This is a genomic window from Pseudomonas fluorescens, from assembly GCF_001623525.1.
GTDB classification, from domain to species: domain Bacteria; phylum Pseudomonadota; class Gammaproteobacteria; order Pseudomonadales; family Pseudomonadaceae; genus Aquipseudomonas; species Aquipseudomonas fluorescens_Q.
In genome coordinates, this window is sequence record NZ_CP015225.1 from 6,485,116 (window position 1) to 6,510,914 (window position 25,799).

General features: G+C 59.4%; 24 protein-coding genes, 4 tRNA genes and 1 riboswitch. Of the genes, 19 read left to right on the top strand and 9 right to left on the bottom strand.

The window, feature by feature from the left end; genetic code table 11:
- Positions 1 to 12: 12 nt before the first annotated feature.
- Positions 13 to 522 carry a 6,7-dimethyl-8-ribityllumazine synthase gene (locus TK06_RS28240; protein ID WP_024618891.1) on the bottom strand — a complete coding sequence of 170 codons (510 nt, stop codon included), beginning with the start codon at positions 520 to 522 and terminating at the stop codon, positions 13 to 15.
- Between the two features lie 100 nt (positions 523 to 622).
- Positions 623 to 791: riboswitch (FMN riboswitch) on the bottom strand.
- 271 nt (positions 792 to 1,062) lie between these two features.
- Here TK06_RS28240 and ltaE point away from each other — a divergent pair.
- The 7 genes from ltaE (at position 1,063) to TK06_RS28275 (ending at position 7,030) form a co-directional block, all read left to right on the top strand.
- Complete coding sequence (gene ltaE, locus TK06_RS28245) at positions 1,063 to 2,067, top strand: low-specificity L-threonine aldolase (protein WP_063324716.1); 1,005 nt, start codon at positions 1,063 to 1,065, stop codon at positions 2,065 to 2,067.
- 146 nt (positions 2,068 to 2,213) lie between these two features.
- Positions 2,214 to 4,835: an alanine--tRNA ligase gene (alaS, locus tag TK06_RS28250; protein WP_063324717.1), complete on the top strand. Its 2,622-nt coding sequence runs from the start codon at positions 2,214 to 2,216 to the stop codon at positions 4,833 to 4,835.
- A gap of 91 nt (positions 4,836 to 4,926) precedes the next feature.
- Complete coding sequence (locus TK06_RS28255) at positions 4,927 to 6,168, top strand: aspartate kinase (protein ID WP_014339802.1); 1,242 nt, start codon at positions 4,927 to 4,929, stop codon at positions 6,166 to 6,168.
- A gap of 186 nt (positions 6,169 to 6,354) precedes the next feature.
- Complete coding sequence (gene csrA / locus TK06_RS28260; RefSeq protein ID WP_003178872.1) at positions 6,355 to 6,543, top strand: carbon storage regulator CsrA; 189 nt, start codon at positions 6,355 to 6,357, stop codon at positions 6,541 to 6,543.
- 62 nt (positions 6,544 to 6,605) lie between these two features.
- A tRNA-Ser gene (locus TK06_RS28265) sits at positions 6,606 to 6,696 on the top strand.
- Positions 6,697 to 6,804: 108 nt separating this feature from the next.
- Positions 6,805 to 6,881: transfer RNA gene (locus TK06_RS28270), tRNA-Arg, on the top strand.
- Positions 6,882 to 6,953: 72 nt separating this feature from the next.
- Positions 6,954 to 7,030: transfer RNA gene (locus TK06_RS28275), tRNA-Arg, on the top strand.
- A 40-nt stretch (positions 7,031 to 7,070) separates the two neighbouring features.
- Here TK06_RS28275 and TK06_RS28280 read toward each other — a convergent pair.
- Positions 7,071 to 7,577: a hypothetical protein gene (locus TK06_RS28280; RefSeq protein WP_063324718.1), complete on the bottom strand. Its 507-nt coding sequence runs from the start codon at positions 7,575 to 7,577 to the stop codon at positions 7,071 to 7,073.
- A 322-nt stretch (positions 7,578 to 7,899) separates the two neighbouring features.
- Here TK06_RS28280 and mgtE point away from each other — a divergent pair, with 322 nt between their 5' ends.
- A complete protein-coding gene (gene mgtE, locus TK06_RS28285; RefSeq protein WP_063324719.1) occupies positions 7,900 to 9,342 on the top strand; it encodes a magnesium transporter in 1,443 nt (480 codons plus the stop codon).
- Positions 9,343 to 9,458: 116 nt separating this feature from the next.
- On the opposite strand, the gene TK06_RS28290 is transcribed toward mgtE, so the two are convergent.
- From TK06_RS28290 to TK06_RS28300, 3 genes are all read right to left on the bottom strand, one after another.
- On the bottom strand, positions 9,459 to 10,073 hold the full coding sequence (locus TK06_RS28290; RefSeq protein ID WP_063324720.1) for a LysE family translocator: 615 nt from the start codon (positions 10,071 to 10,073) through the stop codon (positions 9,459 to 9,461).
- A gap of 79 nt (positions 10,074 to 10,152) precedes the next feature.
- Positions 10,153 to 10,965 carry an AraC family transcriptional regulator gene (locus TK06_RS28295; RefSeq protein ID WP_086936734.1) on the bottom strand — a complete coding sequence of 271 codons (813 nt, stop codon included), beginning with the start codon at positions 10,963 to 10,965 and terminating at the stop codon, positions 10,153 to 10,155.
- 164 nt (positions 10,966 to 11,129) lie between these two features.
- Positions 11,130 to 11,456 (bottom strand): Arc family DNA-binding protein, encoded by a 327-nt coding sequence (locus TK06_RS28300; protein ID WP_003204761.1) that lies wholly within the window; start codon positions 11,454 to 11,456, stop codon positions 11,130 to 11,132.
- 526 nt (positions 11,457 to 11,982) lie between these two features.
- Here TK06_RS28300 and TK06_RS28305 point away from each other — a divergent pair.
- The 5 genes from TK06_RS28305 to TK06_RS28325 all read left to right on the top strand — a co-directional run bounded on the left by TK06_RS28305 (position 11,983) and on the right by TK06_RS28325 (position 17,717).
- Positions 11,983 to 12,059: transfer RNA gene (locus TK06_RS28305), tRNA-Arg, on the top strand.
- Positions 12,060 to 12,483: 424 nt separating this feature from the next.
- Complete coding sequence (locus TK06_RS28310; RefSeq protein WP_063324722.1) at positions 12,484 to 14,091, top strand: tetratricopeptide repeat-containing response regulator; 1,608 nt, start codon at positions 12,484 to 12,486, stop codon at positions 14,089 to 14,091.
- Complete coding sequence (locus TK06_RS28315) at positions 14,084 to 14,776, top strand: sensor histidine kinase (protein WP_063324723.1); 693 nt, start codon at positions 14,084 to 14,086, stop codon at positions 14,774 to 14,776. The genes TK06_RS28310 and TK06_RS28315 overlap by 8 nt, the downstream gene beginning before the upstream one ends.
- A 261-nt stretch (positions 14,777 to 15,037) precedes the next feature.
- Entirely contained in the window at positions 15,038 to 16,279 is a 1,242-nt protein-coding gene (locus TK06_RS28320; RefSeq protein WP_161951763.1) for a glutamine synthetase family protein, read from the top strand.
- A gap of 70 nt (positions 16,280 to 16,349) precedes the next feature.
- Positions 16,350 to 17,717, top strand: coding sequence for an MFS transporter (locus tag TK06_RS28325; RefSeq protein WP_063324725.1), 1,368 nt, complete (start codon positions 16,350 to 16,352; stop codon positions 17,715 to 17,717).
- Between the two features lie 62 nt (positions 17,718 to 17,779).
- Here TK06_RS28325 and TK06_RS28330 read toward each other — a convergent pair whose 3' ends face one another.
- From TK06_RS28330 to flgA, 4 genes are all read right to left on the bottom strand, one after another.
- On the bottom strand, positions 17,780 to 18,526 hold the full coding sequence (locus tag TK06_RS28330; protein WP_063324726.1) for a flagellar brake protein: 747 nt from the start codon (positions 18,524 to 18,526) through the stop codon (positions 17,780 to 17,782).
- Positions 18,527 to 18,618: 92 nt separating this feature from the next.
- Positions 18,619 to 19,086: a flagella synthesis protein FlgN gene (locus tag TK06_RS28335; protein WP_063324727.1), complete on the bottom strand. Its 468-nt coding sequence runs from the start codon at positions 19,084 to 19,086 to the stop codon at positions 18,619 to 18,621.
- Between the two features lie 47 nt (positions 19,087 to 19,133).
- Positions 19,134 to 19,451, bottom strand: a complete 318-nt coding sequence (gene flgM, locus TK06_RS28340; RefSeq protein ID WP_063324728.1) for a flagellar biosynthesis anti-sigma factor FlgM — start codon at positions 19,449 to 19,451, stop codon at positions 19,134 to 19,136.
- A 172-nt stretch (positions 19,452 to 19,623) separates the two neighbouring features.
- Complete coding sequence (flgA, locus tag TK06_RS28345; protein ID WP_063324729.1) at positions 19,624 to 20,388, bottom strand: flagellar basal body P-ring formation chaperone FlgA; 765 nt, start codon at positions 20,386 to 20,388, stop codon at positions 19,624 to 19,626.
- Positions 20,389 to 20,466: 78 nt separating this feature from the next.
- Here flgA and TK06_RS28350 point away from each other — a divergent pair, with 78 nt between their 5' ends.
- From TK06_RS28350 to flgE, 6 genes are all read left to right on the top strand, one after another.
- Complete coding sequence (locus TK06_RS28350; RefSeq protein ID WP_058544891.1) at positions 20,467 to 21,393, top strand: chemotaxis protein CheV; 927 nt, start codon at positions 20,467 to 20,469, stop codon at positions 21,391 to 21,393.
- 58 nt (positions 21,394 to 21,451) lie between these two features.
- The gene (gene cheR, locus TK06_RS28355) at positions 21,452 to 22,279 is read left to right on the top strand and encodes a protein-glutamate O-methyltransferase CheR (RefSeq protein WP_063324730.1); all 828 of its coding nucleotides are present in this window, start codon (positions 21,452 to 21,454) and stop codon (positions 22,277 to 22,279) included.
- A gap of 299 nt (positions 22,280 to 22,578) precedes the next feature.
- Positions 22,579 to 22,986, top strand: a complete 408-nt coding sequence (gene flgB, locus TK06_RS28360; RefSeq protein ID WP_003204732.1) for a flagellar basal body rod protein FlgB — start codon at positions 22,579 to 22,581, stop codon at positions 22,984 to 22,986.
- A 3-nt stretch (positions 22,987 to 22,989) separates the two neighbouring features.
- On the top strand, positions 22,990 to 23,433 hold the full coding sequence (gene flgC / locus TK06_RS28365; protein ID WP_003204730.1) for a flagellar basal body rod protein FlgC: 444 nt from the start codon (positions 22,990 to 22,992) through the stop codon (positions 23,431 to 23,433).
- Between the two features lie 15 nt (positions 23,434 to 23,448).
- Positions 23,449 to 24,171 (top strand): flagellar hook assembly protein FlgD, encoded by a 723-nt coding sequence (gene flgD, locus TK06_RS28370; RefSeq protein ID WP_063324731.1) that lies wholly within the window; start codon positions 23,449 to 23,451, stop codon positions 24,169 to 24,171.
- 28 nt (positions 24,172 to 24,199) lie between these two features.
- Entirely contained in the window at positions 24,200 to 25,525 is a 1,326-nt protein-coding gene (flgE, locus tag TK06_RS28375; RefSeq protein ID WP_063324732.1) for a flagellar hook protein FlgE, read from the top strand.
- Positions 25,526 to 25,799 lie beyond the last annotated feature (274 nt).

The window sequence follows — 25,799 nt, forward strand, 5'->3', positions numbered from 1 at the left end:
TTTGGGTGATGTTTAGACCGCTACCGCCCGCTGCTCACTACGGCGCAACGCCCGGGTCTTGTGCAGGGTATCGGCGCAGGTCTTCGCCGCTTCCTGGCCCTTGTGCACGAAATGCTCAAAGAAGAACTTCTGATGTTCTTCCCCAGCATGGAAGTGATGCGGCGTGAGCACGACCGAGAACACCGGCACTTCGGTTTCCAGTTGGACCTGCATCAGGCCGCTGATCACCGATTGGGCGACGAATTCGTGACGGTAGATGCCACCGTCCACCACCAGGCCGGCGGCGACGATGCCGGCGTAGCGGCCTGACTTGGCCAGCAGCTTGGCGTGCAGCGGAATCTCGAAGGCGCCACCGACTTCGAAGAAGTCGATATCACTTTCCTGGTAACCCTGGATGATCATTTCGGCGACGAAGCCTTTACGGCTCTGGTCGACGATTTCCTTATGCCAGCAGGCCTGGATGAACGCGACGCGCTCGCCCGGATGACTTTTGCTTTTGCTGTCGATTGCAGTGGGTTGCATGTTCTGGTTCCTGTTTGTGTGAAAAACAGGGCGTCATGAATCGAAGGGGATTCGAGGGTACGCCGCGCACGGATAGTCGCAGTCGGCCCTTGGGTATCAATCCCGTTCTCTCTTCATCCGGACTATGACCGTCGGCCCCGGAATCACACCGGGTCTGCTGACCTTGTCGCTACACCCCAAAAAGCGGTGCACCACCAAGCGCTCGCGGGCTATGCACGTTGCGTGCAATTACCGCCGGTGGGGAATTACACCCCGCCCTGAGAACGTTTTTGCTGCCATGGTTTTTGGCGGCGGAGGATTTTTAACACATATTTCAGCGCGACGCATGACCTGGATGTCCCGAGAACATTGTGGCGAGGGAGCTTGCTCCCGCTGGGCTGCGAAGCGGCCCCAAGATTTTGCGGCTGCTTCGCACCCGAGCGGGAGCAAGCTCCCTCGCCACGGAATATTCCTCCAGTCGGTCTTGATTAATCGTCGCCATGCCCGCAGTAATTGCCCTTCGAAAGGGATTTCCCTCCACTTGAGCCCGAGGCCAGATTCATGAGCGTTATCGATCTTCGCAGTGACACGGTCACCCAACCCAGCGCCGGCATGCTGGATGCCATGGCCAGCGCGCCTACCGGTGACGATGTGTACGGGGAAGACCCGACCGTCAATCGCCTCGAGGCCGAACTGGCCGCGCGCCTGGGGTTTGCCGCAGCGTTGTTCGTGCCCACGGGGACCATGAGTAACCTGTTGGGGTTGATGGCCCACTGCGAGCGCGGCGACGAATACATCGTCGGCCAGCAGGCCCACACCTACAAATACGAAGGTGGCGGGGCGGCGGTGCTGGGTTCGATCCAGCCTCAGCCCCTCGAGGTGCAAGCGGACGGTTCCCTGGACTTGGCGCAAGTGGCCGCGGCGATCAAGCCCGATGACTTCCACTTTGCCCGCACCCGCCTGCTGGCCCTGGAAAACACCATGCAGGGCAAGGTGCTGCCACTGGAATACCTGGCCCGGGCCCGGCGTTTCACCCAGGAACATGGCCTGGCCCTGCATTTGGACGGGGCGCGGCTGTACAACGCCGCGGTCAAGCTGAATGTCGACGCCCGGCAGATCACGCAGCATTTCGATTCGGTGTCGGTGTGCTTGTCCAAGGGCCTCGGCGCGCCGGTGGGCTCGGTCCTGTGCGGCAGCGTCGAGCTGATCGGCAAGGCCCGTCGGCTGCGCAAGATGGTCGGTGGCGGCATGCGCCAGGCCGGGATTCTCGCGGCGGCGGGGCTGTACGCCCTGGAACATCAGGTCCAGCGCCTGGCCGATGACCACGGCAATGCCCAGCGGCTCGCCGAGGGCTTGCGAGCGGCGGGTTACGAGGTCGAGCCGGTGCAGACCAACATGGTCTACGTGCAAATGGGCGAGCGGGCCGAGGCGATCAAGGCATTTGCCGATGAACGGGGCGTCAAGCTCAGCGCTGCGCCACGCCTGCGAATGGTGACGCACATGGACGTGAGCGCGGCGCAAATCGACCAGGTGGTCGCCACTTTCGTCGAATTTTCCCGCCACTGACCCGTCAACCGGGCCAATTGACAGTTTCTATCGCATAAACACGCTGTACCCCACGCGCAGGGCCGATATAATGCGGCCCTTTGCCGTTGCTTCGTCTGTTGACGTTTTGCACAGGCCTTTGGCCGCAGCCTCCGTGGAAGAACCTAATGAAAAGCGCAGAAATCCGTGAAGCCTTCCTTCGCTTCTTCGAAGAGCAAGGCCACACCCGAGTAGCCTCCAGCTCTTTGATTCCGGGCAACGACCCGACCCTGCTGTTCACCAACGCGGGGATGAACCAGTTCAAGGACTGCTTCCTGGGCCAGGAAAAACGTGCCTACACCCGTGCGGTGAGCAGCCAGAAGTGCGTGCGTGCCGGCGGCAAGCACAACGACCTGGAAAACGTCGGTTATACCGCTCGTCACCACACCTTCTTCGAAATGCTGGGTAACTTCAGCTTCGGTGACTATTTCAAGCGCGACGCCATCACCTTCGCCTGGACCTTCCTGACCTCCGACAAGTGGCTGAACCTGCCCAAGGAGAAGCTCTGGGTAACGGTCTACGCCACCGACGACGAAGCCTATGACATCTGGACCAAAGAAGTCGGTGTCCCAGCTGAACGCATGGTGCGCATTGGCGACAACAAAGGTGCGCCTTACGCCTCCGATAACTTCTGGACCATGGGCGACACCGGCCCGTGCGGTCCGTGCACCGAGATTTTCTACGATCACGGCGCCGACATTTGGGGCGGCCCACCCGGCTCGCCGGAAGAAGACGGCGACCGCTACATCGAGATCTGGAACAACGTGTTCATGCAGTTCAACCGCACCGCCGATGGCGTGTTGCATCCGCTGCCAGCGCCGTCGGTCGACACCGGCATGGGCCTGGAGCGGATCAGTGCGGTGCTGCAGCACGTTCACTCCAACTACGAAATCGACCTGTTCCAGAGCTTGCTGAGCGCGTCGGCCCAGGCTATCGGTTGCACCAACGACAACCAGGCCTCGCTCAAAGTGGTGGCCGACCACATCCGTTCCTGTGGCTTCCTGATTGCCGACGGTGTGTTGCCGTCCAACGAGGGCCGCGGCTATGTGCTGCGCCGGATCATCCGTCGCGCCTGCCGTCACGGCAACAAGCTGGGCGCCAAGGGCAGCTTCTTCTATCAGATCGTTGCGGCATTGGCGGCCGAGATGGGCGACGCTTTCCCGGAACTCAAGTCCCAGCAGGCGCATATCGAGCGCGTGCTCAAGGCTGAAGAAGAGCAATTCGCCAAGACCCTGGAGCAAGGCCTGAAGATCCTCGAGCAGGACCTGGCCGAGCTCAAGGGCAACGTGGTCCCGGGCGACGTGGTGTTCAAGCTGTACGACACCTACGGCTTCCCGATGGACCTGACCGGCGACATCGCCCGTGAACGCAACCTGACCCTCGACGAGGAAGGGTTCGAGCGCGAGATGGAAGCCCAGCGGGTGCGCGCGCGTTCCGCCAGCTCCTTTGGCATGGACTACAACAGCCTGGTCAAGGTGGACGTGGCCACCGAGTTCACCGGTTATGCGGGCACCACCGGCTCGGCCAAGATCGTCGCCATCTATAAGGATGGGCAATCGGTCGACATCCTGAGCGAAGGCCAGGAAGGCGTGATCGTGCTGGACAAGACTCCGTTCTACGCCGAATCCGGCGGCCAGATCGGCGACAGCGGTTACCTGCAGGCCGGCAGCTCGCGTTTCGACGTGCGTGACACCACCAAGACCGGCGGCGCTTTCCTGCACCACGGCGTGCTGGCGTCGGGCAGCCTGATGATCGCCGCCCCGGTGGCCGCCCATGTCGACGCCGACGTTCGGCATGCCACGTCGCTGAACCACTCCGCTACGCACTTGCTGCACGCGGCGTTGCGCCAGGTGCTGGGCGAGCATGTCCAGCAGAAGGGTTCGTTGGTGGACAGTCAGCGCCTGCGCTTCGACTTCAGCCATTTCGAAGCCATCAAGCCTGAGCAGCTCAAGGCGCTGGAAGAAATCGTCAACGCCGAGATTCGCAAGAACTCCCCGGTGGAAACCGAAGAAACCGACATCGAGACCGCCAAGCGCAAGGGCGCGATGGCGTTGTTCGGCGAGAAGTACGGCGACAGCGTGCGCGTACTGAGCATGGGCGATTTCTCCGTTGAACTGTGCGGCGGTATCCACGCCAACCGCACCGGCGACATCGGCCTGATGAAAATCATCAGCGAAGGTGGCGTGGCATCCGGTGTGCGCCGGATCGAAGCGGTCACCGGCGCCGCGGCCCTGGCGTACCTCAACGCGGCTGAAGAACAACTCAAGGAAGCGGCAACCCTGATCAAGGGCAGCCGCGACAACCTGATCGACAAGCTGTCGGCTGTGCTGGAGCGCAACCGCCTGCTGGAAAAGCAACTCGAGCAGTTGCAGGCCAAGGCCGCCAGCGCCGCGGGCGACGATCTGTCGGCCCAGGCCGTGGATGTCAAGGGCGTGAAAGTGCTGGCTGTGCGTCTGGATGGCCAGGATGGCAAGGCACTGCTGGCGCTGGTCGATCAATTGAAAAACAAACTCGGCCGCGCAGTGATCCTGCTCGGCAGTGTCCATGAGGAAAAGGTCGTTCTCGTCGCAGGCGTGACCAAAGACCTGACTGGCCAACTCAAAGCCGGTGATTTGATGAAGCAAGCCGCTGCGGCAGTGGGCGGCAAGGGCGGTGGTCGTCCGGACATGGCGCAAGGCGGTGGTACCGACGTCGGCGCCCTGGACGCGGCACTGGCCCAGACCGTTGCATTCGTAGAGCAGGGTATTTAAGGCAGCGTCGCGGGCTCGTGGTCTAGTGACGAGCCCGGCCGCTGTTTGAGTGATTTATTGGGCGCCCTTCATGGGCAGAGGCGGCTTTGAAATGGCTTTGATCGTACAGAAATTTGGAGGCACCTCGGTCGGCACTGTCGAGAGAATCGAACAAGTCGCCGACAAGGTTAAGAAATTCCGTGAAGCGGGCGATGACCTGGTGGTTGTGCTGTCGGCAATGAGCGGCGAGACCAACCGTCTGATCGATCTGGCCAAGCAAATCAGCGGCGACCAGCAACCGGTTCCCCGTGAGCTGGACGTGATCGTTTCCACTGGCGAGCAGGTGACCATCGCCTTGCTGGCCATGGCGCTGATCAAGCGTGGCGTGCCAGCGGTGTCTTACACCGGCAACCAGGTGCGTATCCTGACGGACAGCGCGCACAACAAAGCGCGTATCCTGCAGATCGACGACCAGAAGATTCGCGGCGACCTGAAGGCTGGCCGTGTCGTGGTTGTCGCCGGTTTCCAGGGTGTGGACGAGCAGGGCAACATCACCACCCTCGGCCGTGGCGGTTCCGACACCACCGGGGTTGCCCTGGCGGCGGCCCTCAAGGCTGACGAATGCCAGATCTACACCGATGTGGACGGTGTCTACACCACTGACCCACGGGTGGTGCCTGTGGCCCAGCGGCTGGACAAGATCACGTTCGAAGAAATGCTGGAAATGGCCAGTCTCGGTTCGAAGGTGTTGCAGATCCGGGCGGTCGAATTCGCCGGCAAGTACAACGTTCCGCTGCGCGTTCTGCACAGCTTCAAAGAGGGTCCGGGCACCCTCATTACTATTGATGAAGAGGAATCCATGGAACAGCCGATCATTTCCGGCATCGCTTTCAACCGCGATGAGGCCAAGCTGACCATCCGTGGCGTGCCAGACACCCCCGGCGTGGCGTTCAAGATTCTCGGCCCGATCAGTGCCGCGAACATCGAAGTCGACATGATCGTGCAGAACGTCTCGCACGATAACACCACTGACTTCACCTTCACCGTGCACCGCAACGACTACCAGTCTGCCGAAGCGATCCTGAAAAAGACCGCTGGCGAGATCGGTGCCCGGGAAGTGGTGGGTGATACCAAGATCGCCAAGGTCTCGATCGTCGGTGTCGGCATGCGTTCCCACGCAGGCGTGGCCAGCCGCATGTTCGAATCCCTGGCCAAGGAAAGCATCAACATCCAGATGATCTCTACCTCGGAAATCAAGGTTTCCGTGGTGATCGAAGAGAAGTACCTGGAACTGGCCGTGCGCGCCCTGCACACGGCTTTCGAACTCGACGCTGCTGCCCAGCCGGGCGAGTAAAAAGCGTTGTCTGGAGGGCGCGGCTGGACCGCGCCCTTTGTTTTTCTGAATGGCGCGTCCCAAAACTGTTCTTTTGCCCGCGCTGGTCAATACTAGGCTTGTAGGCTTCGACCGTTTCGGTTGTAGGTCCAATGCCTTTTTTTTGCAGACTGTTGTCCCTTAAGTGAATTGCGTGAGGAGAAAGGTATGCTGATTCTGACCCGTCGGTGTGCAGAAAGCCTGATTATTGGCGATGGCGAAATCACCGTGACCGTGCTCGGCGTCAAAGGAAACCAAGTGCGTATCGGCGTCAATGCCCCGAAAGAGGTTGCTGTACACCGCGAGGAAATTTACCTGCGTATCAAGAAAGAGAAGGACGACGAACCAAGCCATTAATTTTTATCGATTTTTATGTTTGCAAACGGGGATGAAGGTGGTTAATATACGCCCCGTGTTGCGGAGAGCTGGCCGAGTGGCCGAAGGCGCTCCCCTGCTAAGGGAGTACACCTCAAAAGGGTGTCGGGGGTTCGAATCCCCCGTTCTCCGCCATTATTCGTTTAGTGCGTCAAAACCTGGCTTGCTCAGTAAGTGATTGAAATTACTGAAAAAAAGCGCTTTACAAAAGGAATTGACGACCTATAATGCGCGGCAACAAATGCACTCGTAGCTCAGCTGGATAGAGTACTCGGCTACGAACCGAGCGGTCACAGGTTCGAATCCTGTCGAGTGCACCATTTAAGAGTTGTTTGCAGCAATGCAAATAACTTGGCTTCAACCAGTTGTGATCTGGTATAAAACCACAACTTGCACTCGTAGCTCAGCTGGATAGAGTACTCGGCTACGAACCGAGCGGTCACAGGTTCGAATCCTGTCGAGTGCACCAAACACCAAAAAGCCCGCGTTAAACGCGGGCTTTTTGCTGTCTACGATTTGCCTTTCACGCATCCCCTCTCATCGAACACGACCTCTGCGCTGCGGCCTTTCTTCGCCTTGTAGGTATAGCGCGTGCTCGAATTCCGAACTTTGATCGAGTCTGGCTTGCCCAGGGCGCTCTCTACGTCCTGCTGGCTCATGCCGGCGATGATGCGTCGGCCCAGGATGGCGTCGCGGCGTCGCCTGGCGTCGATGAGGTTCCCGCAGCGGTCCTGGAACTGGCCAATCACGGTCGGTTCCTTGCGCGTGGTTTTGTTGCTGGATGTTTGTCCGCGCTCCGCTTCAGGCAGCATCGCCTCGGTCGTCGGTTTGATTGTCGGTTCGATCGAACCTGGGCGGTACGGATGGATCTGTTGTAGTGACAGAGCTTCTTCCGGGCCGCAGCTCAGGGTGGTGAATGTCACGTGCCCTGCGATGTTTTCGCAGCGATGCACGGTCTGCCCGGCAGCCCATAAAGGCGAGCAGGCGAGCAGGAACAGGCAGTGGTTGAGGTGCATCCGGTCGTCCTCCTTGACGGTGCAGAAGAGAAGAGTAGTCGCCGCATTTCTGCCGCGGCGTGTGTTTTCTTTTCCGGATAAGTCGTCGTAAAGGAACAGGTTCAGCCTGTGTTCAGGTTTGTCTCGCAAGCGCTTGTTCTTGCCATGATTTTTTAGCGTTTTAAAGCGTCAAGCGGTGTATGATTGCGCCCGTCAGCCCCGCCGGGGCTTTGGAATATATCCATGGACTTACCCAGTAGTTACTCAATATTAAGTTTTGCCAATCATGAATTAACTGATTGATGCTTCCGGCGTGCTCCACTGCTGGGAGTGGAGTTCGCCTATGACCCAAGTAGAAGTAAAAAAAACGCAGGAAAGCCTTCAGGATCGTCTCGCTCAAGTCGTTGAGCTGCTGCAGCGCCAGCGGGTCGTCGAAGACCTGACGCATCGCCAGGAAGGTCCGCATCATGACCGGGTCGAGAACCTGGTCCACCGGCAGAATCTCGTCGAGCTGCAACGCAAGCTCGATGACCTGCACTCCGCCGACGTCGCCTACATTCTTGAAGCCTTGCCACTGGAAGAGCGTCTGACGGTCTGGCAGTTGGTCAAGGCTGATCGCGACGGTGACATCCTGCTCGAAGTGTCGGACTCGGTTCGGGAAACCCTGATCGCCGACATGGATGATCACGAGTTGCTGGCGGCGGCCAAGGAAATGGACGCCGACGAACTCGCCGACCTTGCGCCCGAACTGCCGCGGGACGTTGTCCACGAACTGATGGAAGCCCTCGACGGCCAGCAGCGCGAGCGTGTGCGCTCGGCGTTGTCCTATGACGAGGAGCAGGTCGGTGCGCTGATGGACTTCGAGATGGTGACGATCCGTGAGGACGTCAGCCTTGAAGTGGTCTTGCGCTACCTGCGTCGCCTCAAGGAACTGCCGGGGCATACTGACAAACTGTTTGTGGTCGACTACGGCGGCGTGCTCAAGGGCGTGCTGCCCATCAAGCGCCTGCTCGTCAATGATCCGGAAAAACAGGTGGCCGAGGTGATGGCCAGCGATCCGGTGAGTTTCCACCCGGACGAAGACGCCTACGATGCGGCCCAGGCATTCGAACGTTATGACTTGATTTCGGCACCTGTGGTCGACAAGAACGGCAAGCTGATCGGCCGTCTGACCATCGATGAGATGGTCGACTTGATTCGTGAGGAAAGCGAAAGCGAAGTTCTCAACATGGCCGGTCTGCGCGAAGAAGAAGACATCTTCGCCTCGGTCTGGAAGTCCCTGCGTAACCGCTGGGCCTGGCTGGCGATCAACCTGATCACGGCGTTTGTCGCTTCCCGGGTCATCGGCCTGTTCGAAGGCTCCATCGAGAAGCTGGTGGCGCTCGCGGCGCTGATGCCCATCGTCGCCGGTATCGGTGGCAACTCCGGTAACCAGACCATCACCATGATCGTCCGTGCCATGGCACTGGACCAGGTCAGCACCGGCAATACCTCGCGATTGATGCGCAAGGAGCTCGCGGTTTCCTTGATCAACGGCGTGATTTGGGGGGGAGTGATTGGTGTGGTGGCTTATCTGCTTTATGGCAGTTGGTCGCTGGGGGTGGTCATGACGGCCGCAATGACGCTCAACCTGCTGCTGGCGGCATTGATGGGGGTCTTGATCCCCATGACCCTGGCCCGCATGGGGCGCGATCCTGCCATGGGCGCCAGTGTCATGATTACCGCGGTGACTGACAGCGGCGGGTTCTTCATTTTCCTGGGGTTGGCGACGATTTTCCTGCTCTGAGTCGCTCATCGAGAAACCCGCCTGTTTGGCGTAATACTGTCCACATAGAAAAAACGGCGCTTCTTTCAGAAATGAGAGGCGCCGTTTTTTTTGCGTTTCTTTTGGTTTGCGGGGCGTCAAGAACCAAAGACTAACGCCAGTCGTGCAGCCAGTAGCACAAAGGCTGCCGAGAATAGCCGGCGTATCCACTGCAACACGGATGGACGCTCCAGAACATGGCGGCGCATCGATGCGCAGAGCACGCCATAGATGACGAAGACGACAAGGGTGATCGCCATGAAGATGAAGCTCAGTTGCAACATGCGCCACATGGCATCCGTTTCTCCTGGCGCGAGAAATTGCGGTAGAAAGGCCAGGAAAAAAATCGACAGTTTTGGATTCAGCAGATTGACCAAGATGCCCGAAAAAATCACCGCGCCGTTCGAACGTGGGGTCTTGTGCGGATCAATATGCAATGCCCCATGGCTCTGGAGCGTGCTCCATGCCATCCACAGCAGGTAAGCGACGCCAAGGTACGTGATGATCTCGAAGGCCGGTGGGCTTGTGTGCAGCAGTGCAGCGAGGCCCGTGATGGCTGCCAGCATGTGCGGCACGATCCCCAGCGTACAACTCAATGCCGCTACCACGCTTGCGCGCCAGCCCCGGGCCAGGCCGGCTGCCACTGTATAGACCACGCCAGTGCCAGGCGAGGCCGCCACGATCAGGGAAGTGATAAAAAATTCGAGGTTCATGCGACGCCGACCTTGGCAGTTGTGAAGTCTCCAGCCTGCCTGCTGTGAGGAGGGGCGTCTTGAACGAAATTGCAGGTTGCTACGGGTGTCCTTGCCGGGCGTACATGCCCGGTGAGAATCCAAAGCTGCGCACGAAGCATCGAGTCATATGGCTCTGATCGGCGAAACCGCTGGCCAGGGACGCATCGGCCAGCGGCATGCCTGCAGCGATCAGTTGTCGTGCTCGGTGGATGCGTCGTTGCATCAGATAGGCGTGGGGTGTCAAACCGGTCAGGCGGGTGAAGGCGCGTACCAATTGAAAGCGGCTTAAATCGGCCTCCCTGGCGAGCAGGGCAAGCGACATGGACGACTGCGGATCGTCGTCGATCAAGGCTTTTGCACGGTTTGCCGCGACCTTCGGCAAACACGATATCGGCATGGAGCGATCCAGCAAATGTTCGAGCAAAAGCACGAGCGTTTCTTCGATCTTCAGGTGAGCGCCAAATTCCTCGGCTTGAGCGAGGGTTTGATACAAAGTGCGGAACAATTCTGCCGCATGGGGGCTTTGCAGCACCGGATAAGCGAATTCCTGGGCACAGATGCCTCCATCGTTCTCCATATCCTTGAATGCCTGCGCAATCAGCAGCGGGTCGAAATACAGCATCTGCCAACGACGCGTTCCGTTTCCGATGGGCGCGCCGTCATGCACTTCGGCCGGATTGACCGATATAAGGTCGCCAGCCATCGCTTCTACCTGGCCTCGGCCGCTGGCTGAACGTTGCGCCCCGCGCACAAGCAAGCCAATGCCAAAATGTTCGTGCATATGCCGGACGAACGTTCGATCTGAATCGGCCTCGACGATTTCCACGCCCAGCCCTGGAATTCTTTGGATCTTGAATGCGTGACCTGTCATGCAGGCCTCCATGCCCTCACTTTTTAGAGGATCAATTTAGCATTACGGCCATGGATCAGCAGTGGTGTTGGTTCGATGGCTCTATGAGTGCTTGAAAAGCAGGCTGAGGCCAAACGCCAGGCAAAAAAAGCCAGCACGAGGCTGGCTTGAGTATTTTGGGGCTATCAGGTCGCGTCTGCGGCCATTTCTGCGTCATGGGCAATCAGCGAAACGAGGGCGTTCTGCTGGCGATGGGAGAGTTGTCGGAAGCGTTGAAGCAGTTCGCGCTCATGCAATGACAGCTCTGGACTGTCCAGGCGCATGCTCAACTCTTCACCCAACGCGCCTTCCTGAATAAGGCTTTGCTCAAGACGCGCGATGATTTCAGAGTTCATGCTGCGGTGATGATTGCGAGCCACTTCGGCAATGCGTTCCCGCATTCCGTCTGGCAGACGTACGACGAACTTGTCAGCCGTACGGCTGGAATAAATTGCCTGTTTCAATGGGCGCATATATTTAACCGGTTAGTTCAGGGGAGCGGTTCTCGGGATTGGCCGCAGGATGTCGATAGGACAAGCTCCATTGCCAAATGTTCAACCTGAATTGTTAAGAGGCCCGCATCATGCCTCAAAATTGCCAGATCATTGGCGCCAATTCTGTGACAAATTCTGATCGGGGTAAAGGCGTTCTGCCAGTATCCTTCATCAAAAAATGCGGACTGGTTGGTAAAAAACAACAGGTTCGCATTTGTGACCGTCGAATTGTGTCTATGTGCCATACCGTCTGGCGGATAACGGAAATGGACAAAAACCTGTGCCATCCCTGTCTTGTACAGGATAGTGGCAAATGGCCGATTTACTAGGATGAGCGAGCCAGGACAGATGAATGGCGGCCCGCGCTCGGCGTCCAGAATCTGCCAGCCTTACAGGGGAGTACTATTTGCCTACACTTAAAAAGCCATGGGCGACATGACAAACGCAGGGCAGGTCGTTAACATGCACGCCGTCCTGCGCACCGCATCTCTTGTGGTCGACTCGTGTCTCAGTAGCTCAATTGGATAGAGCATCCCCCTCCTAAGGGGAAGGTTGGCAGTTCGAACCTGCCCTGGGACACCATATTAATCAAAGATTTAGCGAATTTTTGCCCTGCTCTCGTTTTTTTTCCTGATCCCCACTTCTTAATGCATTCTTTGTGGCGAGGGAGCTTGCTCCCGCTCGGTTGCGCAGCAGCCGCCAAAAAACGGGGCCGCTGCGCGGCCCAGCGGGAGCAAGCTTTCTCGCCACGGTCTGATTTTCTGCACTCGGTTTTCCCTACAGCTTCCCCTTAACGGAACGCCATCTGCTGCCGATAACCCGATGAGCCCGGTTGTCTCCTGCGTTTTGGCTCGCAATGTGCGTCACGACACAGCCAGGCCAAGCGATTGCTGAAATCCCTTGAACGTTGCTGGCTGGTGGCTATCATCTGCGCGCCTCGGGCTTGTGACACGGCGTTTCGTTGTTATGCCATTGGGTTATTTTTTTACTTGCCTGGACATCCTCGATGCTGGCGTACCACCAAAAAAGTTTTCTGATCGTCGATGATTTCTCGGATTTCCGCAGTTCGATCCGGTCCATGCTGCGTGAGCTGGGCGTCAAGGACGTGGACACCGCCGACACCGGTGAAGTGGCGCTGCGCATGTGCTCGCAGAAGCGTTATGACTTCATCTTGCAGGACTATCACCTGGGCGATGGGCGCAAGAATGGCCAGCAGGTGCTGGAAGACCTGATGGTCGAGAAGCTGATCAGCCATGAAAGTGTGTTTCTCATGGTGACCGCCGAGACCAGCCAGGCGATGGTGCTCAGTGCCCTGGAGCATGAGCCCGATGCGTACCTGACCAAACCGTTCAACCGCTCCGGCCTGGCCCAGCGGCTGGAGCGGTTGGAGCAGCGCAAGACCCTGCTCAAGCCGATCCTGCAAGCCCTCGATCGTGGCAAGCCGATGGACGTGCTCAATGCCTGCATCGCCTTGTGCAAGCAGGACCCGCGCTACGGGCCGTTGTGCCTGCGTTATCGGGCCGATGCGTTGCGCGACCTGAATCAGAACGAGGCCCTGGAGCGTCTGTACAACTCCATCCTCGCGGATCGCCCGTTGCCGTGGGCCTACGCGGGGCTGGGCAAGTTGATGTTCAAGCGTGGCCAGGTGGGGCAGGCCAAGGCCGTTTATGAAAAAGCCCTGAAAGTCTTTCCGATGATGCCGGCGTTGTACGACGGTATGGCCGAAGTGTTGATGGCCGAAGGTGACACCAAGCAGGCGCAGCACGTGCTGGAAGAGGCGGTGCGCTTGTCGCCGCTGGCGGTGCGCCGCCAGTCGTTGCTGGGCAAGTTGGCGATGACCAACGAAGACTACGACACGGCTTCCCGGGCTTATCGCCAGGCGGTCGGGCAGGGCGCGCAGTCGCGCTTCAAGGATCCGGAAAGCAACCTCGGCCTGGCCCATGCGCTGATCAGCAAGGGCAGCGAAAAAGGCCTTGATACCCGGACCCGGCTGGAGATCAACACCACCCTCAGTGCCGTGGCGAAGGAGAACCTCAATGACCCGGGTTTGCAGGTCCGGGCGCGGCTGATGAAGGCCACCAGCCTGTTGCTCAACGATGCCGAAACCGCCGAGAAGCTCACCGAACAGGCTTTGCAGCGCCTCGATGGCATGGAGCAATTCATGAGCGCCGAGGCCGCGTTGCTGGTGGCCAAGCAGTTACAAATGCTTGGCCAGGCCAGCGCCGGCGAGTCGATGCTCAAGAACTGCGCGGAAATCTACGGTGATGACCCGACGGTGATGCAAGGCATCGCCAAGCTGACCGACGATCCGAACATTCTCAATCAAGGCAATGCCGCCGCCGAGCTGAACCGCGAAGGCGTGCGGGTCTACAAGACCGGCGCGTTGCCGGAGGCGCGGGAGCTGTTCCGCCGCGCCCTGAAGATGCAACCGAAGAACATCAGTATTGCCCTGAACATGGCGCAATCGCTGCTGCATGGCACCGACACCAGCGTGGAGTCGGAACTGCTGCAGGAGTGTCGCGCCTGCCTGAAACTGGTGGGCATGATGCCCGACACCGATGCGCGTTTTGCGCGTTATCAAAAACTGCGAAGCAAGGCATTTGGCGATGAATGACAGCGAACAGGTCCTCGATTTTTCCACGGTGATCGCATCGACCGTGCACGACATGAAGAACTCCCTGACCTTGCTCATGCAGACGCATACGCAATGGCTTGAGCGCTTGCCCGACGCCGAGCGCCAGACCTCGGAGCAAGGCGTCATCGAGTTCGAATTCGCCCATCTCAATGGTTTGCTGGTGCAACTGCTGGGGCTGTACAAGCTCGGTGTCAACCAGTTGCCGCTGCACCCGGCCTACCATGAGCTGGATGACTTCATCGAGGCGCAACTGGCCGGCCATCAGGACGTGTTCCGCAGTCGCGGGATCATGGTCACCTATGAAGTCGATCCGCTCAGCCCCTTGGGTTTTTTCGACCGTGAACTGATTGCTTCGGTGCTCGACAATTGCATCAATAATGCCATTCGCCATGCGCGCCAGGCGCTGCTGATCAGTGTGAGCGACGAGGCCGGGCAACTGGTGCTGACCCTCAATGACGACGGCGAAGGTTACCCGCCTGAGATGATCGAGCGTCAGGCCGAGTACGTGCAAGGCATCAACCACAGCAGCGGCAGCACCGGGCTGGGTCTGTACTTCGCCGCGCGGATCGCCAGGCTGCACCAGCGCGGCGGCGTGAGCGGGCGTACCGAGATTGCCAATGGCGGTGTGTTGGGTGGTGGGGTGTTCCGGCTTTACTTGCCTTGAGCGTGCGCTCATAAATACGCAGCCCCCACAAATCCCCACACGGAATCTCACATTCCCGCGCTCGGTGTTTATTGTCTGTGGGTGCTTGATATTCCGAACAGCCGAAGCCTATTTTGTACGGGTTGCCGTTCGCGGCTCGCACATAACAAGGATTGCGTCATGACGACCGATGGCCAGCGTTCACTCGCGCAGCGACTGACGGGCATTGATGAGATTGAATGTGTCACGCCGGATTTGAATGGCGTGCCGCGGGGCAAGGTAATGACCGCTGAGGGTTTCCTCGAAGGCCGGCGGTTGCAGTTGGCGCGGGGCGTGCTGCTGCAATGCATCATGGGCGGTTATCCGCCGTCGCGTTTCTACGGCAGCGACGACGGCGACCTGGCGCTGGTGGCCGATCCGAAACAGATTCATCGCCTGCCTTGGAGCCAGCAGCCCCGTGCCCTGGCGATCTGCGATGCCGACGAGTTGACCGGTGAAAGCTCCCGGCTCTCGACGCGCGGCCAGCTCAAGGCCGTTGTCGCGCGCTATGCCGCCCTTGGCCTGGCGCCGGTGGTGGCGACCGAACTGGAATTTTTCGTGTTCGCCCCCAATCCGGACCCGACCCAGCCGTTCCAGCCGCCGATGGGCCTGGATGGTCGTCGCGAAGACGGCCATTCGGCGTTCAGCGTCAGCTCCAACAATGGCCTGCGCCCGTTCTTCAGTGAAGTCTATGCCTGCATGGCGGCGCTGGGCCTGCCTCGCGATACCTTCATGCATGAAATGGGCGTAAGCCAGTTCGAGATCAATCTGCTGCACGGCGATCCGCTGTTGCTGGCCGACCAGACGTTCCTGTTCAAGCACCTGCTCAAGGAAGTGGCCCTCAAGCACGGCCTGACGGTGGTCTGCATGGCCAAGCCCCTGGCCCACACGCCGGGCAGTTCGATGCACATCCATCAGAGCGTCGTCGAGGAGGGCAGCGGTCGTAACGTCTTCAGCGACGAAGCGGGCGAACCGACGGCCGCGTTCCGGCATTTCATCGGGGGGCAACAGGCGTGCCTGGCGGACTTCACCGCGCTGTTCGCGCCGAACGTGAATTCCTACCAGCGCCTGTGCCACCCGTTCGCCTCGCCGAACAATGCCTGCTGGTCCCATGACAACCGTTCGGCCGGGTTGCGGATTCCTGCCAGTTCGCCGGTGGCCCGGCGGGTCGAGAACCGCTTGCCGGGAGCCGATGCCAACCCCTACCTGGCGATTGCCGCCAGCCTGGCCGCCGGGCTGTATGGGATTGAACATCGGCTGGAGCCGAGCGCGGCGATCCAGGGTGAATTCGAAGTGCCGGATAATCTGTCGCTGCCATGTACCTTGCATGCCGCCTTGGAGCGTCTGAAGCGTAGTCATCTGGCGAAGGAACTGTTTGGTACGGAGTTCATCGAAGGCTACATCGCCTCCAAGACCCTGGAGCTGACCAGCTTCTTCGATGAAATCACGCCTTGGGAGCGACGTGTCCTCGCGGCCCAGGCATAACGAACCGTCGCATTCGGGCTATCTTCAACAGGTAGCCCTTACTCACCTCAAGGAGCCGCTCGGAACGCCGATGCGCCAAATCTGGAAACCTTTTCGAGCGCTTTATTTCGCTTCGCTGATGATGTTGATCGGCTCGGGCCTCTTGAGTACTTACCTGGCCTTGCGCCTGGCCGCCGACCATGTGGACAGTCTCTGGGTCGGTGCGCTGATGGCCGCCAACTATTTCGGCCTGGTGCTGGGGGGCAAGATCGGTCATCGGCTGATCGCCCGCGTCGGGCACATCCGCGCCTATTCGGCCTGCGCCGGGATTGTCGGGGCGGCCGTGCTGGGCCATGGCTTGGTGGACTGGCTGCCGGCCTGGGTCGTGCTGCGGATGATTGTCGGCCTCGGGATGATGTGCCAGTACATGGTCATCGAGAGCTGGCTCAACGAGCAAGCCGATGCCAAGCAGCGTGGGGTGGTGTTCAGTGGCTATATGATCGCCTCGTACCTGGGGTTGGTGCTGGGGCAGTTGATCCTGGTCATGCACCCGGCCCTGGGGCCTGAGCTGTTGATGCTGGTGGCGCTGTGCTTCGCCTTGTGCCTGGTGCCGGTGACACTGACCCGGCGGATTCACCCGGCGGCGCTGCATCCGGCGCCCATGGAGCCGCGCTTCTTCATCAAGCGTGTGCCACAGTCATTGAGTACGGTGCTGGGCTCCGGATTGATCGTCGGCTCGTTCTATGGTCTGGCGCCGCTGTATGCCTCTCAGCAGGGCCTGTCGACCGAGCAGGTCGGTCTGTTCATGGGTAGCTGCATCTTCGCCGGACTGCTGGTGCAGTGGCCCCTGGGCTGGCTGTCCGATCGATATGACCGGGCGCTGCTGATCCGCTGCTTTGCGCTGGTCCTGACGATCTGTGCGCTGCCATTGGCGATTCTTCCGACGGTGCCGCTGGAGGTGCTGTTCGTCGCGGGGTTCTTCTGTTCGCTGGTGCAGTTCTGCCTGTATCCGCTGGCGGTAGCGTTCTCCAACGACCACGTCGAAGCTGATCGAAGGGTGTCCCTGACCGCGATGCTGCTGGTGACCTACGGCGTGGGAGCCAGCATCGGGCCGCTGGTGGCGGGTGTGCTGATGAAGATGTTCGGTAGCCAGATGCTCTACGGCTTTTTCGCCTTCTTCGCCCTGGTGCTGGTGTGGCGGATCCGGCCGAAAGCGGTGACCAACCTGCATCAGGTCGATGACGCACCGCTGCATCACGTGGCGATGCCGGACAGCATGTCGAGTTCGCCTCTGGTGGCGTGCCTCGATCCGCGGGTGGATGAACAAGTGGTGCAGGAGCAGATGCAGGCGCCGGCCAATCCGGACGTGGAGCCCGAGCCGGCCACTGAGGCTGCGGCCGAGGCTGAAACTGAAACCGAGGCGCCCGAGACGCCGAGTTTTACCCAGGCCAGGCCTTGAAGCAGGCATAAAAAAACGGGCAGTCGCCGCAAGGGACTGCCCGTTTTTCATGCCTCGAAAAATCAGAGGTCGTCTTTATCGAAGCGCCGGGCTTCTCGTTGGAGCTGGTAGACGAACCGCTCGACCTGCCGTTGCACCAGGCCACTGATGTTGTGGAAGCGTACACCGGCGAACGTGGTGTTGATCCTTTCTTCGAAATGCAGGTAACGCAGCTCGACTGGCGCGGTCATGTTGCCAAAAGGCAGGGCCGCGATGAAACGCTCATACACCTGGCCCAATTGCAGACGCTCCGTGATGTCGCCGTCAAAGCGCAATTTGCAACCGGTGGCGGAGATGTCCAGCAACTTGCCATCTACGGGGGACTTGAGCTTGTCGCCGCCCAGTTCAACGCTTACCAGTTGTGCCAGTTTCAGGGCGGCGCGGAAGGCGTTGCGACGTTGGTGGTAGACCACTTCGTCGGGCAGGGCGCCGCGATAGCAGCGACCGTCGTTGGATTCATCGATGGTCAGTGGACCCTTGCCATCCCAGGCGATACGCACGCCGTCATGAAAACCCTCGACACGAAACGGCTCGCCGGCCAGCAGGAAACGCTCGCCGTCCCGGGGGATCATTTCATCCAGGGCGATGGAGTTGGTCTCGCGATCGACGTTGACCAAATAGCTCTGGAAGCGCTGGCTACGTTCGTGGAAGGTGATGATCAGTGGGTCGTGGCTCTCTTGCAGCATCCGCAGGTTGCCGGAGATTTCCAGGGGCGTGGTGAGGACCTTGGGGGGCTGCGGAGCATCATCCGCGTTTGATGCATTGAACACGGTGAGTCAATCTCCAGGCAAAATACGACTACGAATGGCCGGCATTTTGCCAGCATGTATCGCGCGTTGATAGAGCGAAGGCATTGTTCGTTTCATGCCTGGCTGAGCGGGCGGTGCTTGACCATTCTGGCCGTTGAACCGCTAGCGTCATACAGCGTCGGGATCTCGCCACCGTTGAGAATGCGCAACTGGTTGGCGGTGGCGGCCTGCTGCATCAGGATCGACTGGCCGTTGCGGGCGTTGGTCGCCTGGCATTGGGCGAGCAGGTCGTTGAGTACTTTGCTCTGGGAGCGCAGCTGATCGCCGACCGTCGACTGGTCGGCCAGTTGCTCGAGGCCGTCATGGCTGGCGGGCAGGTTGAGGCTGGCGAGGATCTCGCTGCGTTTGCGGCCATGCTGGTCAAGCAAGATGATCAATGCCTGTTTCTGCGCCAGGATATTCTCCAGCAGGGGCATGTCACGACCGTGCAGTGCCACGGATTCGGCCTGCAACAATTCCAGTAGCTGTTGCGCTGGAACGAAGTCGTCGATGATCAATTGCAATAAATGAGTGTCGTGCATGGCTGGCCTTGGGTCTTAGCGTCCAAAAGCCTGGCGCAGGCGGCGGCCTAGCGCTGGGCTTCGAAGTTGAGCAGTTTGCTGGCTACGCGGTTGCTGTCGACTTTGTAGCTGCCATCGGCGATTGCTGCTTTCAACTCGGCCACGCGGGCGTTGTCGACGACAGGTTGATCGCGCAGCTTGTCAGTGACCTTCTGCAACTGCTGAGCCTCATTGCTGAGGTGTACCGACTCCCCATTGCTGACCTGGTCGGCTGGTGTAGACAGCGGCGCGGATTTGCCGGCTTCGGCGGTTTCCTTGGTAGCGCTGGTACGCGTAGTGCCTGTCAGCGGTGAAGAGCTGTTTAAACGATTGAAATCGATGACCATGGTAAAAAACCTCTGGGTATTTGGACGCTTGCCATGTTTTCGGCCATTCCCAAAAAAACTTTAGGCTCATTTATTCAATGAACGTGCGCACGTCTGCGCTTGCCTTTGCGTAAGGCACAGTCTAGGGAACACCGGGATCAAGCGCCAGCTTTCTACCTCCTCTACCGGGTCATTACATCGCCACTTCCACTTGGCCTGGAGCCATCACTTGCGCCTTGATGACGCGCTGGGAATTGAGGTTTTTTACCCGTATCTGTTCACGCATGCCGCCGTTGGACAGGGCTTCGCCGGGCATCCGCACGGCCAGGGAGCCGCTGCGGGCGGTGATCACGACCTGGTCGCCCTTGCGGACCACTTCGGCCTGCTCCAGGTGCACCAGCGTCACGACCTGATCGGCGACCATTGGTCGGACAAGTTTCTGCCCGATGGCCTGATCGACGGAGGTCAGGAAGCCCTGGGTGATCTGGCTGATGTCCCGTTCACGCAGCATCACGTCCTGGGGCTCGACGATCCCGGCCCGCTTGAGCGGACGCGTGGTGGTGACAATTTCCCGAAACAGGCGCACTTGAGCGGGCACGAACACCGTCCAGGGCGCGGCGCTGTCGCAACGAACCTTCACCGTGACGCGGCCCAGAGGGCGAGCGGGACTCTCCAGCGAAGCAGTCAATTCCTTGTCGCACATTGGCATGCGCAGGCGCGGGTCGAGTTGGTTGACTTCGATTTCGTAGCGACCTTCGGTTTGACTGGTAGCCAGATAGTCTTCTACGGTGAATTCAAGAAAGCCCTGAGTGACGCCGATAAGGAGATCAGGCAAGGTAACCGGAACAGCAGCAAGGGCAGGACCGCCCGAAGTGAACAGGCAGACAGCCAGCAGTGCACCGAGCCAGTGGCGGCAGTGAGTGGTCAGGCGTCGAGAAAATGTCGTTTGTGCGTTCATGCCGGTTCAATAGCAAGCCCCGTGCCGTTTAGTGATGAATGCGCGTCGGACACATTAGCGTTAGGTAGGAGTCAGGGCATGGCGGGAGTAATGGATTCGGTAAACCAGCGCACTCAGCTGGTCGGTCAGAATCGCCTGGAGCTGTTGTTGTTCCGTCTCGACGGCCAACAAATGTATGGGATCAACGTATTCAAGGTCCGCGAGGTGCTGCAATGCCCCAAGCTGACCCTGATGCCCAAGTCCAGCCCCGTCGTGTGCGGTGTGGCCAATATTCGGGGAGCGACCATCCCGATTCTCGACCTGGCGATGGCGACCGGTTCCGGTCGGCTGCTGGACCAGAGCAATCCGTTTGTGATCATCACCGAGTACAACACCAAGACCCAGGGGTTCCTGGTCCGCTCGGTGGAGCGCATCGTCAACATGAACTGGGAAGAGATCCATCCACCGCCCAAGGGGACCGGCCGCGATCACTACCTCACGGCAGTGACCCGGGTCGATAACCAGTTGGTGGAAATCATCGACGTGGAAAAAATCCTCGCCGAAGTAGCACCCACGCCGGAAGCGATCTCCGTGGGGGTGGTGGATGCCGAAACCCAGCACAAGGCGATTTCGCTGCGGGTGTTGACCGTCGATGACTCTTCGGTGGCCCGCAAGCAGGTGACCCGTTGTCTGCAAACGGTTGGCGTCGAGGTGGTGGCGTTGAACGACGGGCGACAGGCGCTGGATTACCTGCGCAAGCTGGTCGACGAGGGCAAGAAGCCTGAGGAAGAGTTCCTGATGATGATCTCCGACATTGAAATGCCGGAGATGGACGGGTACACCCTGACCTCGGAAATCCGCAGCGATCCGCGCATGCAAAAGCTGCACATCATCTTGCATACTTCGTTGTCCGGGGTTTTCAACCAGGCGATGGTCAAGAAGGTCGGTGCCGACGATTTCCTGGCGAAATTCCGTCCCGATGACCTGGCGTCCCGGGTCGTCGATCGGATCAAGGCAGCAGAATAAAGTAAAGGTCGGGCGCGTTGTGCGCCCGGCAAGTCAACACGATGAAAGAGGCGGTATCTTGTCTACGGGTAATTTGGATTTCGAACAGTTCCGGGTCTTCCTGGAAAAAGCCTGTGGCATCTTGCTTGGTGAAAACAAGCAATACCTGGTGTCGAGCCGTCTCAATAAATTGATGGAGCAACAGGGCCTCAAGTCATTGGGCGAGCTTGTGCAGCGTATCCAGACCCAACCGCGCAGCGGCTTGCGCGAGATGGTGGTGGACGCCATGACCACCAACGAAACCCTGTGGTTTCGCGACACCTATCCGTTCGAGGTGTTGAAGAACAAAGTACTGCCAGCCGCCATCAAGGCCAGCCCGGGCCAGCGCCTGCGGATCTGGTCGGCGGCCTGTTCGTCGGGGCAGGAACCCTATTCGCTGTCGATGTCCATCGATGAGTTCGAACGCTCCAACCTCGGCCAGTTGAAAGGCGGCGTGCAGATCGTCGCCACCGACCTGTCCGGGACCATGCTCAATAACTGCAAGACTGGCGAGTACGACAGCCTGGCCATCGGCCGTGGTTTGTCGCCGGACCGCCTGCAACGCTACTTCGACCCGAAAGGGCCGGGCAAGTGGGTGGTCAAGGCGCCGATCAAGAGCCGGGTGGAGTTCCGCTCGTTCAACCTGCTGGACAGCTATGCCAGCCTGGGCAAGTTCGACATCGTGTTCTGCCGCAACGTACTGATCTACTTCTCCGCCGAAGTGAAGAAAGACATCCTGCTGCGCATCCACGGCACGCTCAAGCCGGGCGGCTACCTGTTCCTCGGCGCCTCCGAGGCGTTGAACGGTTTGCCGGATCATTACCAGATGGTCCAGTGCAGCCCGGGGATCATTTACCAGGCGAAGTGATTGGCTTGGGTTGTCAAAAAACGGGAGTCCCCACGGGTTCCCGTTTTTTTATGCCCGATAATTTCCTTCCTATCACCCTGATCCCTGTGGGAGCGAGTCAGCTCGCTCCCACATTTTTGACCTCTGTTGCCTGGATGAAAGCGGCAGAAAAGCGGCAGCTTGCGGAAGCCAGTTGCCGCTTTTCTGGCATTGCCGCTTTGCCGATGCCCGCAAAACCCCGGTTTATGGGCCTTTTGAAAGTGGCACGCCGCTTGCTAAGTTCATCGTACGTACATTCTGGTCACCCAAAGGTTTCCGACATGAGCATCAGCTTCGATAAAGCGCTCGGTATCCACGAACAGGCCCTGAGCTTCCGCGCCCAGCGTGCCGAAGTCCTGGCCAACAACATCGCCAACGCCGACACCCCGAACTACAAGGCTCGGGACCTGGACTTCTCCAAAGTGCTCGCCGAGCAGAACGAGAAGACCAAGAACGGCCACTTCGCCTTGAACATGACCAACAGCCGTCATATCGAGGCCGAAGGCCTGGGCAATGGCGACGAATCGCTGATGTATCGCACGCCGATGCAGCCTTCGATCGACCAGAACACCGTGGACGCTCAACTGGAACAGTCCAACTACGCGGAAAACTCCGTGAACTTCCAGGCCAGCTTCACCCTGCTCAACAGCAAATTCAAAGGGCTGGTATCGGCCCTGCGTGGAGAGTAAGCCATGTCGATTGCTAGCGTATTCAACATTGCCGGCAGTGCCATGAGTGCCCAGACCACTCGCCTGAACACCGTCGCCAGTAACATCGCCAACGCCGAGACCGTTTCGTCGAGCATCGACCAGACCTACCGCGCCCGCCACCCGGTTTTCGCCACCATGTTCCAGGGCGGCCAGTCCGGCGGCAGCGACTCGCTGTTCCAGGAGCAGGACGCGGCCGGGCAGGGCGTACAGGTGCTTGGCGTGGTCGAAGACCAGAGCAACCTCGAAGCCCGTTATGAGCCAAATCATCCGGCTGCGGACGCCAAGGGTTATGTCTACTACCCGAACGTCAACGTGGTCGAAGAAATGGCCGACATGATTTCCGCCAGTCGTTCGTTCCAGACCAACGCCGAAATGATGAACACCGCCAAAACCATGATGCAGAAGGTCCTGACCCTCGGTCAGTGATAAGGGGCGAGTCACATGAGCGTTACCAACACTACCAGCGGTTTGAGCCTGAACGAGATTCTGGCCAATTCCTCGGTCAAGACCAACAACACCTCCGATACCCTCGGGGCAGTGACAGGTGCGGCGACCGGCAAGAAGGAACTGGGCAAGGATGCGTTCCTGCAACTGCTCGTTACCCAGCTGAAGAACCAGAACCCGCTGGAGCCCCAGGACAACGGTGAGTTCGTGGCCCAATTGGCGCAGTTCAGCAGCCTGGAAGGCATCACCACCCTCAACGAGACCGTCAGCGGCATCGCCGGCAACTACAACTCGTCCCAGGCCTTGCAGGCTTCGTCGCTGGTGGGCCGCTCGGTCATTGCTCCAGGCGACAAGGCTGTGGTCGATACCTCCAAGAGCCTCAACGGCACGGTGGTGGTGCCAACCTCGGTGTCCTCCGTCGCGGTCAAGATCGTGGACAAGGACGGCAAGACCGTTCGCACCATCGACTTGGGCAGCCAGAACGCCGGCAATTCCGCGTTCATCTGGGATGGCAAGAACGATGCGGGCACGGTCGTTGAATCGGGCACTTACACCTTCGCGGCCTCGACCACCATCGACGGCAAGGCCACGTCGTTGATCACCAACCTGCCGGCCACGGTCAGCAGCGTGACGATCAGCCAGACGGGCGGTGAGCTGATGCTCAACCTGGCCGGGCTGGGCAGCATTGCCCTGTCCAAAGTACAAACTATTGGTATGTAGAGCCGACTAACCGGCAAAAGGAGTCAACATGTCTTTCAACATCGGCCTTAGCGGTCTCTATGCAGCCAACAAACAGCTGGACGTGACCGGCAACAACATCGCCAACGTGGCGACCACCGGTTTCAAATCGTCCCGCGCGGAATTCGAAGACGTCTACTCGGCCACCAAGCTGGGCTCGGGCAGCAAGACTGTCGGCAACGGCGTGCGCCTGGCCAACGTTTCCCAGCAGTTCGGCCAGGGGGATGTCAACAACACCGGCAACGTGCTGGACATGGGTATCCAGGGCCAGGGTTTCTTTGTTCTGAGCAACGACGGCTCCCTGAGCTACACCCGTGCCGGTACGTTCAAGACCGACAAGGAAGGTTTCATCACCAACAGCGATGGTACTGCGCGCCTGCAGGGTTATGGTGTGGACGCCAACGGCAAGATCCAGAACGGGATCCTGACCGACCTGCGCATCGACACTTCGAACCTGCCGCCGCAAGCCACCAGCCTGGTTTCTTCGACGATCAACCTGAACTCCACGGCGACGCCGATCACCGTTGCGTTCAACCCGACCGACACGGCCACATTCACCAAGCAATTCACTACCCCGGTCTATGATACCCAGGGCAACCAGCACTCCATGGACCAGTACATGGTCAAGACTGCCGGTAATACCTGGAACGTCTATACCTTGATCGATGGTCGTAACCTCAATGGCAGCGCGCCGGTTGCTCCGAACGCTCCGGTTCCTTCCACAATGACGTTCGACTCGAACGGCAGACTAACCCAGGTCAGCACTCCGGTTCCGCCGACCGTTCCGCCGACTGTTCCGACACCTGCGCCAACCATCAGCAATGATCTGAATCTGGTTGGCTGGGTCCCAGGCACTGTGACTAATGGTACATGGACTGCTAATGGCGCGGGCTCGTCGACTATTACGATCTCCATGGCCAACACCACCCAATTCAACGCCGACACCGCCCGCTCGATTCCAGCCCAGAACGGTTACGCCACGGGCCAGATTACCAACCTGACCATCGACGGCAGCGGTGTACTGTTGGCCAACTTCAGCAACAACCAGACCAAGCCGATCGGCCAGCTCGCACTCGCCAGCTTCACCAACGAGCAAGGCCTGCAGCCGGTAGGCGGCACCAGCTGGAAAGAAACCTTCGCCTCGGGCATCCCGGGCTACGATGCCCCGGAAACCGGCACTTTGGGCTCGATCGTCTCCAACTCCCTGGAAGAGTCCAACGTCAACCTGACCAACGAACTGGTCGAGCTGATCAAGGCCCAGAGCAACTACCAGGCGAACGCCAAGACCATCTCCACCCAGAGCACCATCATGCAGACCATCATTCAGATGACCTGATGTCGAAGGTTGCTTGACGCTGCACACGGAGCCCCTCGCAAGAGGGGCTTTTTCATGCGTGCTAGAGCCCGTCCTCATGCCAGGTTTCCCTTTGTGGCGAGGGGATTTATCCCCGCTGGGCTGCGCAGCAGCCCCTCCACAAGCAGTCAATACGACCTGCCTGACCCACCGGGTCGCTGGCATTCAGGGCCGCTCCGCGCCCCAGCGGGGATAAATCCCCTCGCCACAATGAATGTCACCCTGAATATGGATAAGGGCAGCCCAGGCGACGTCG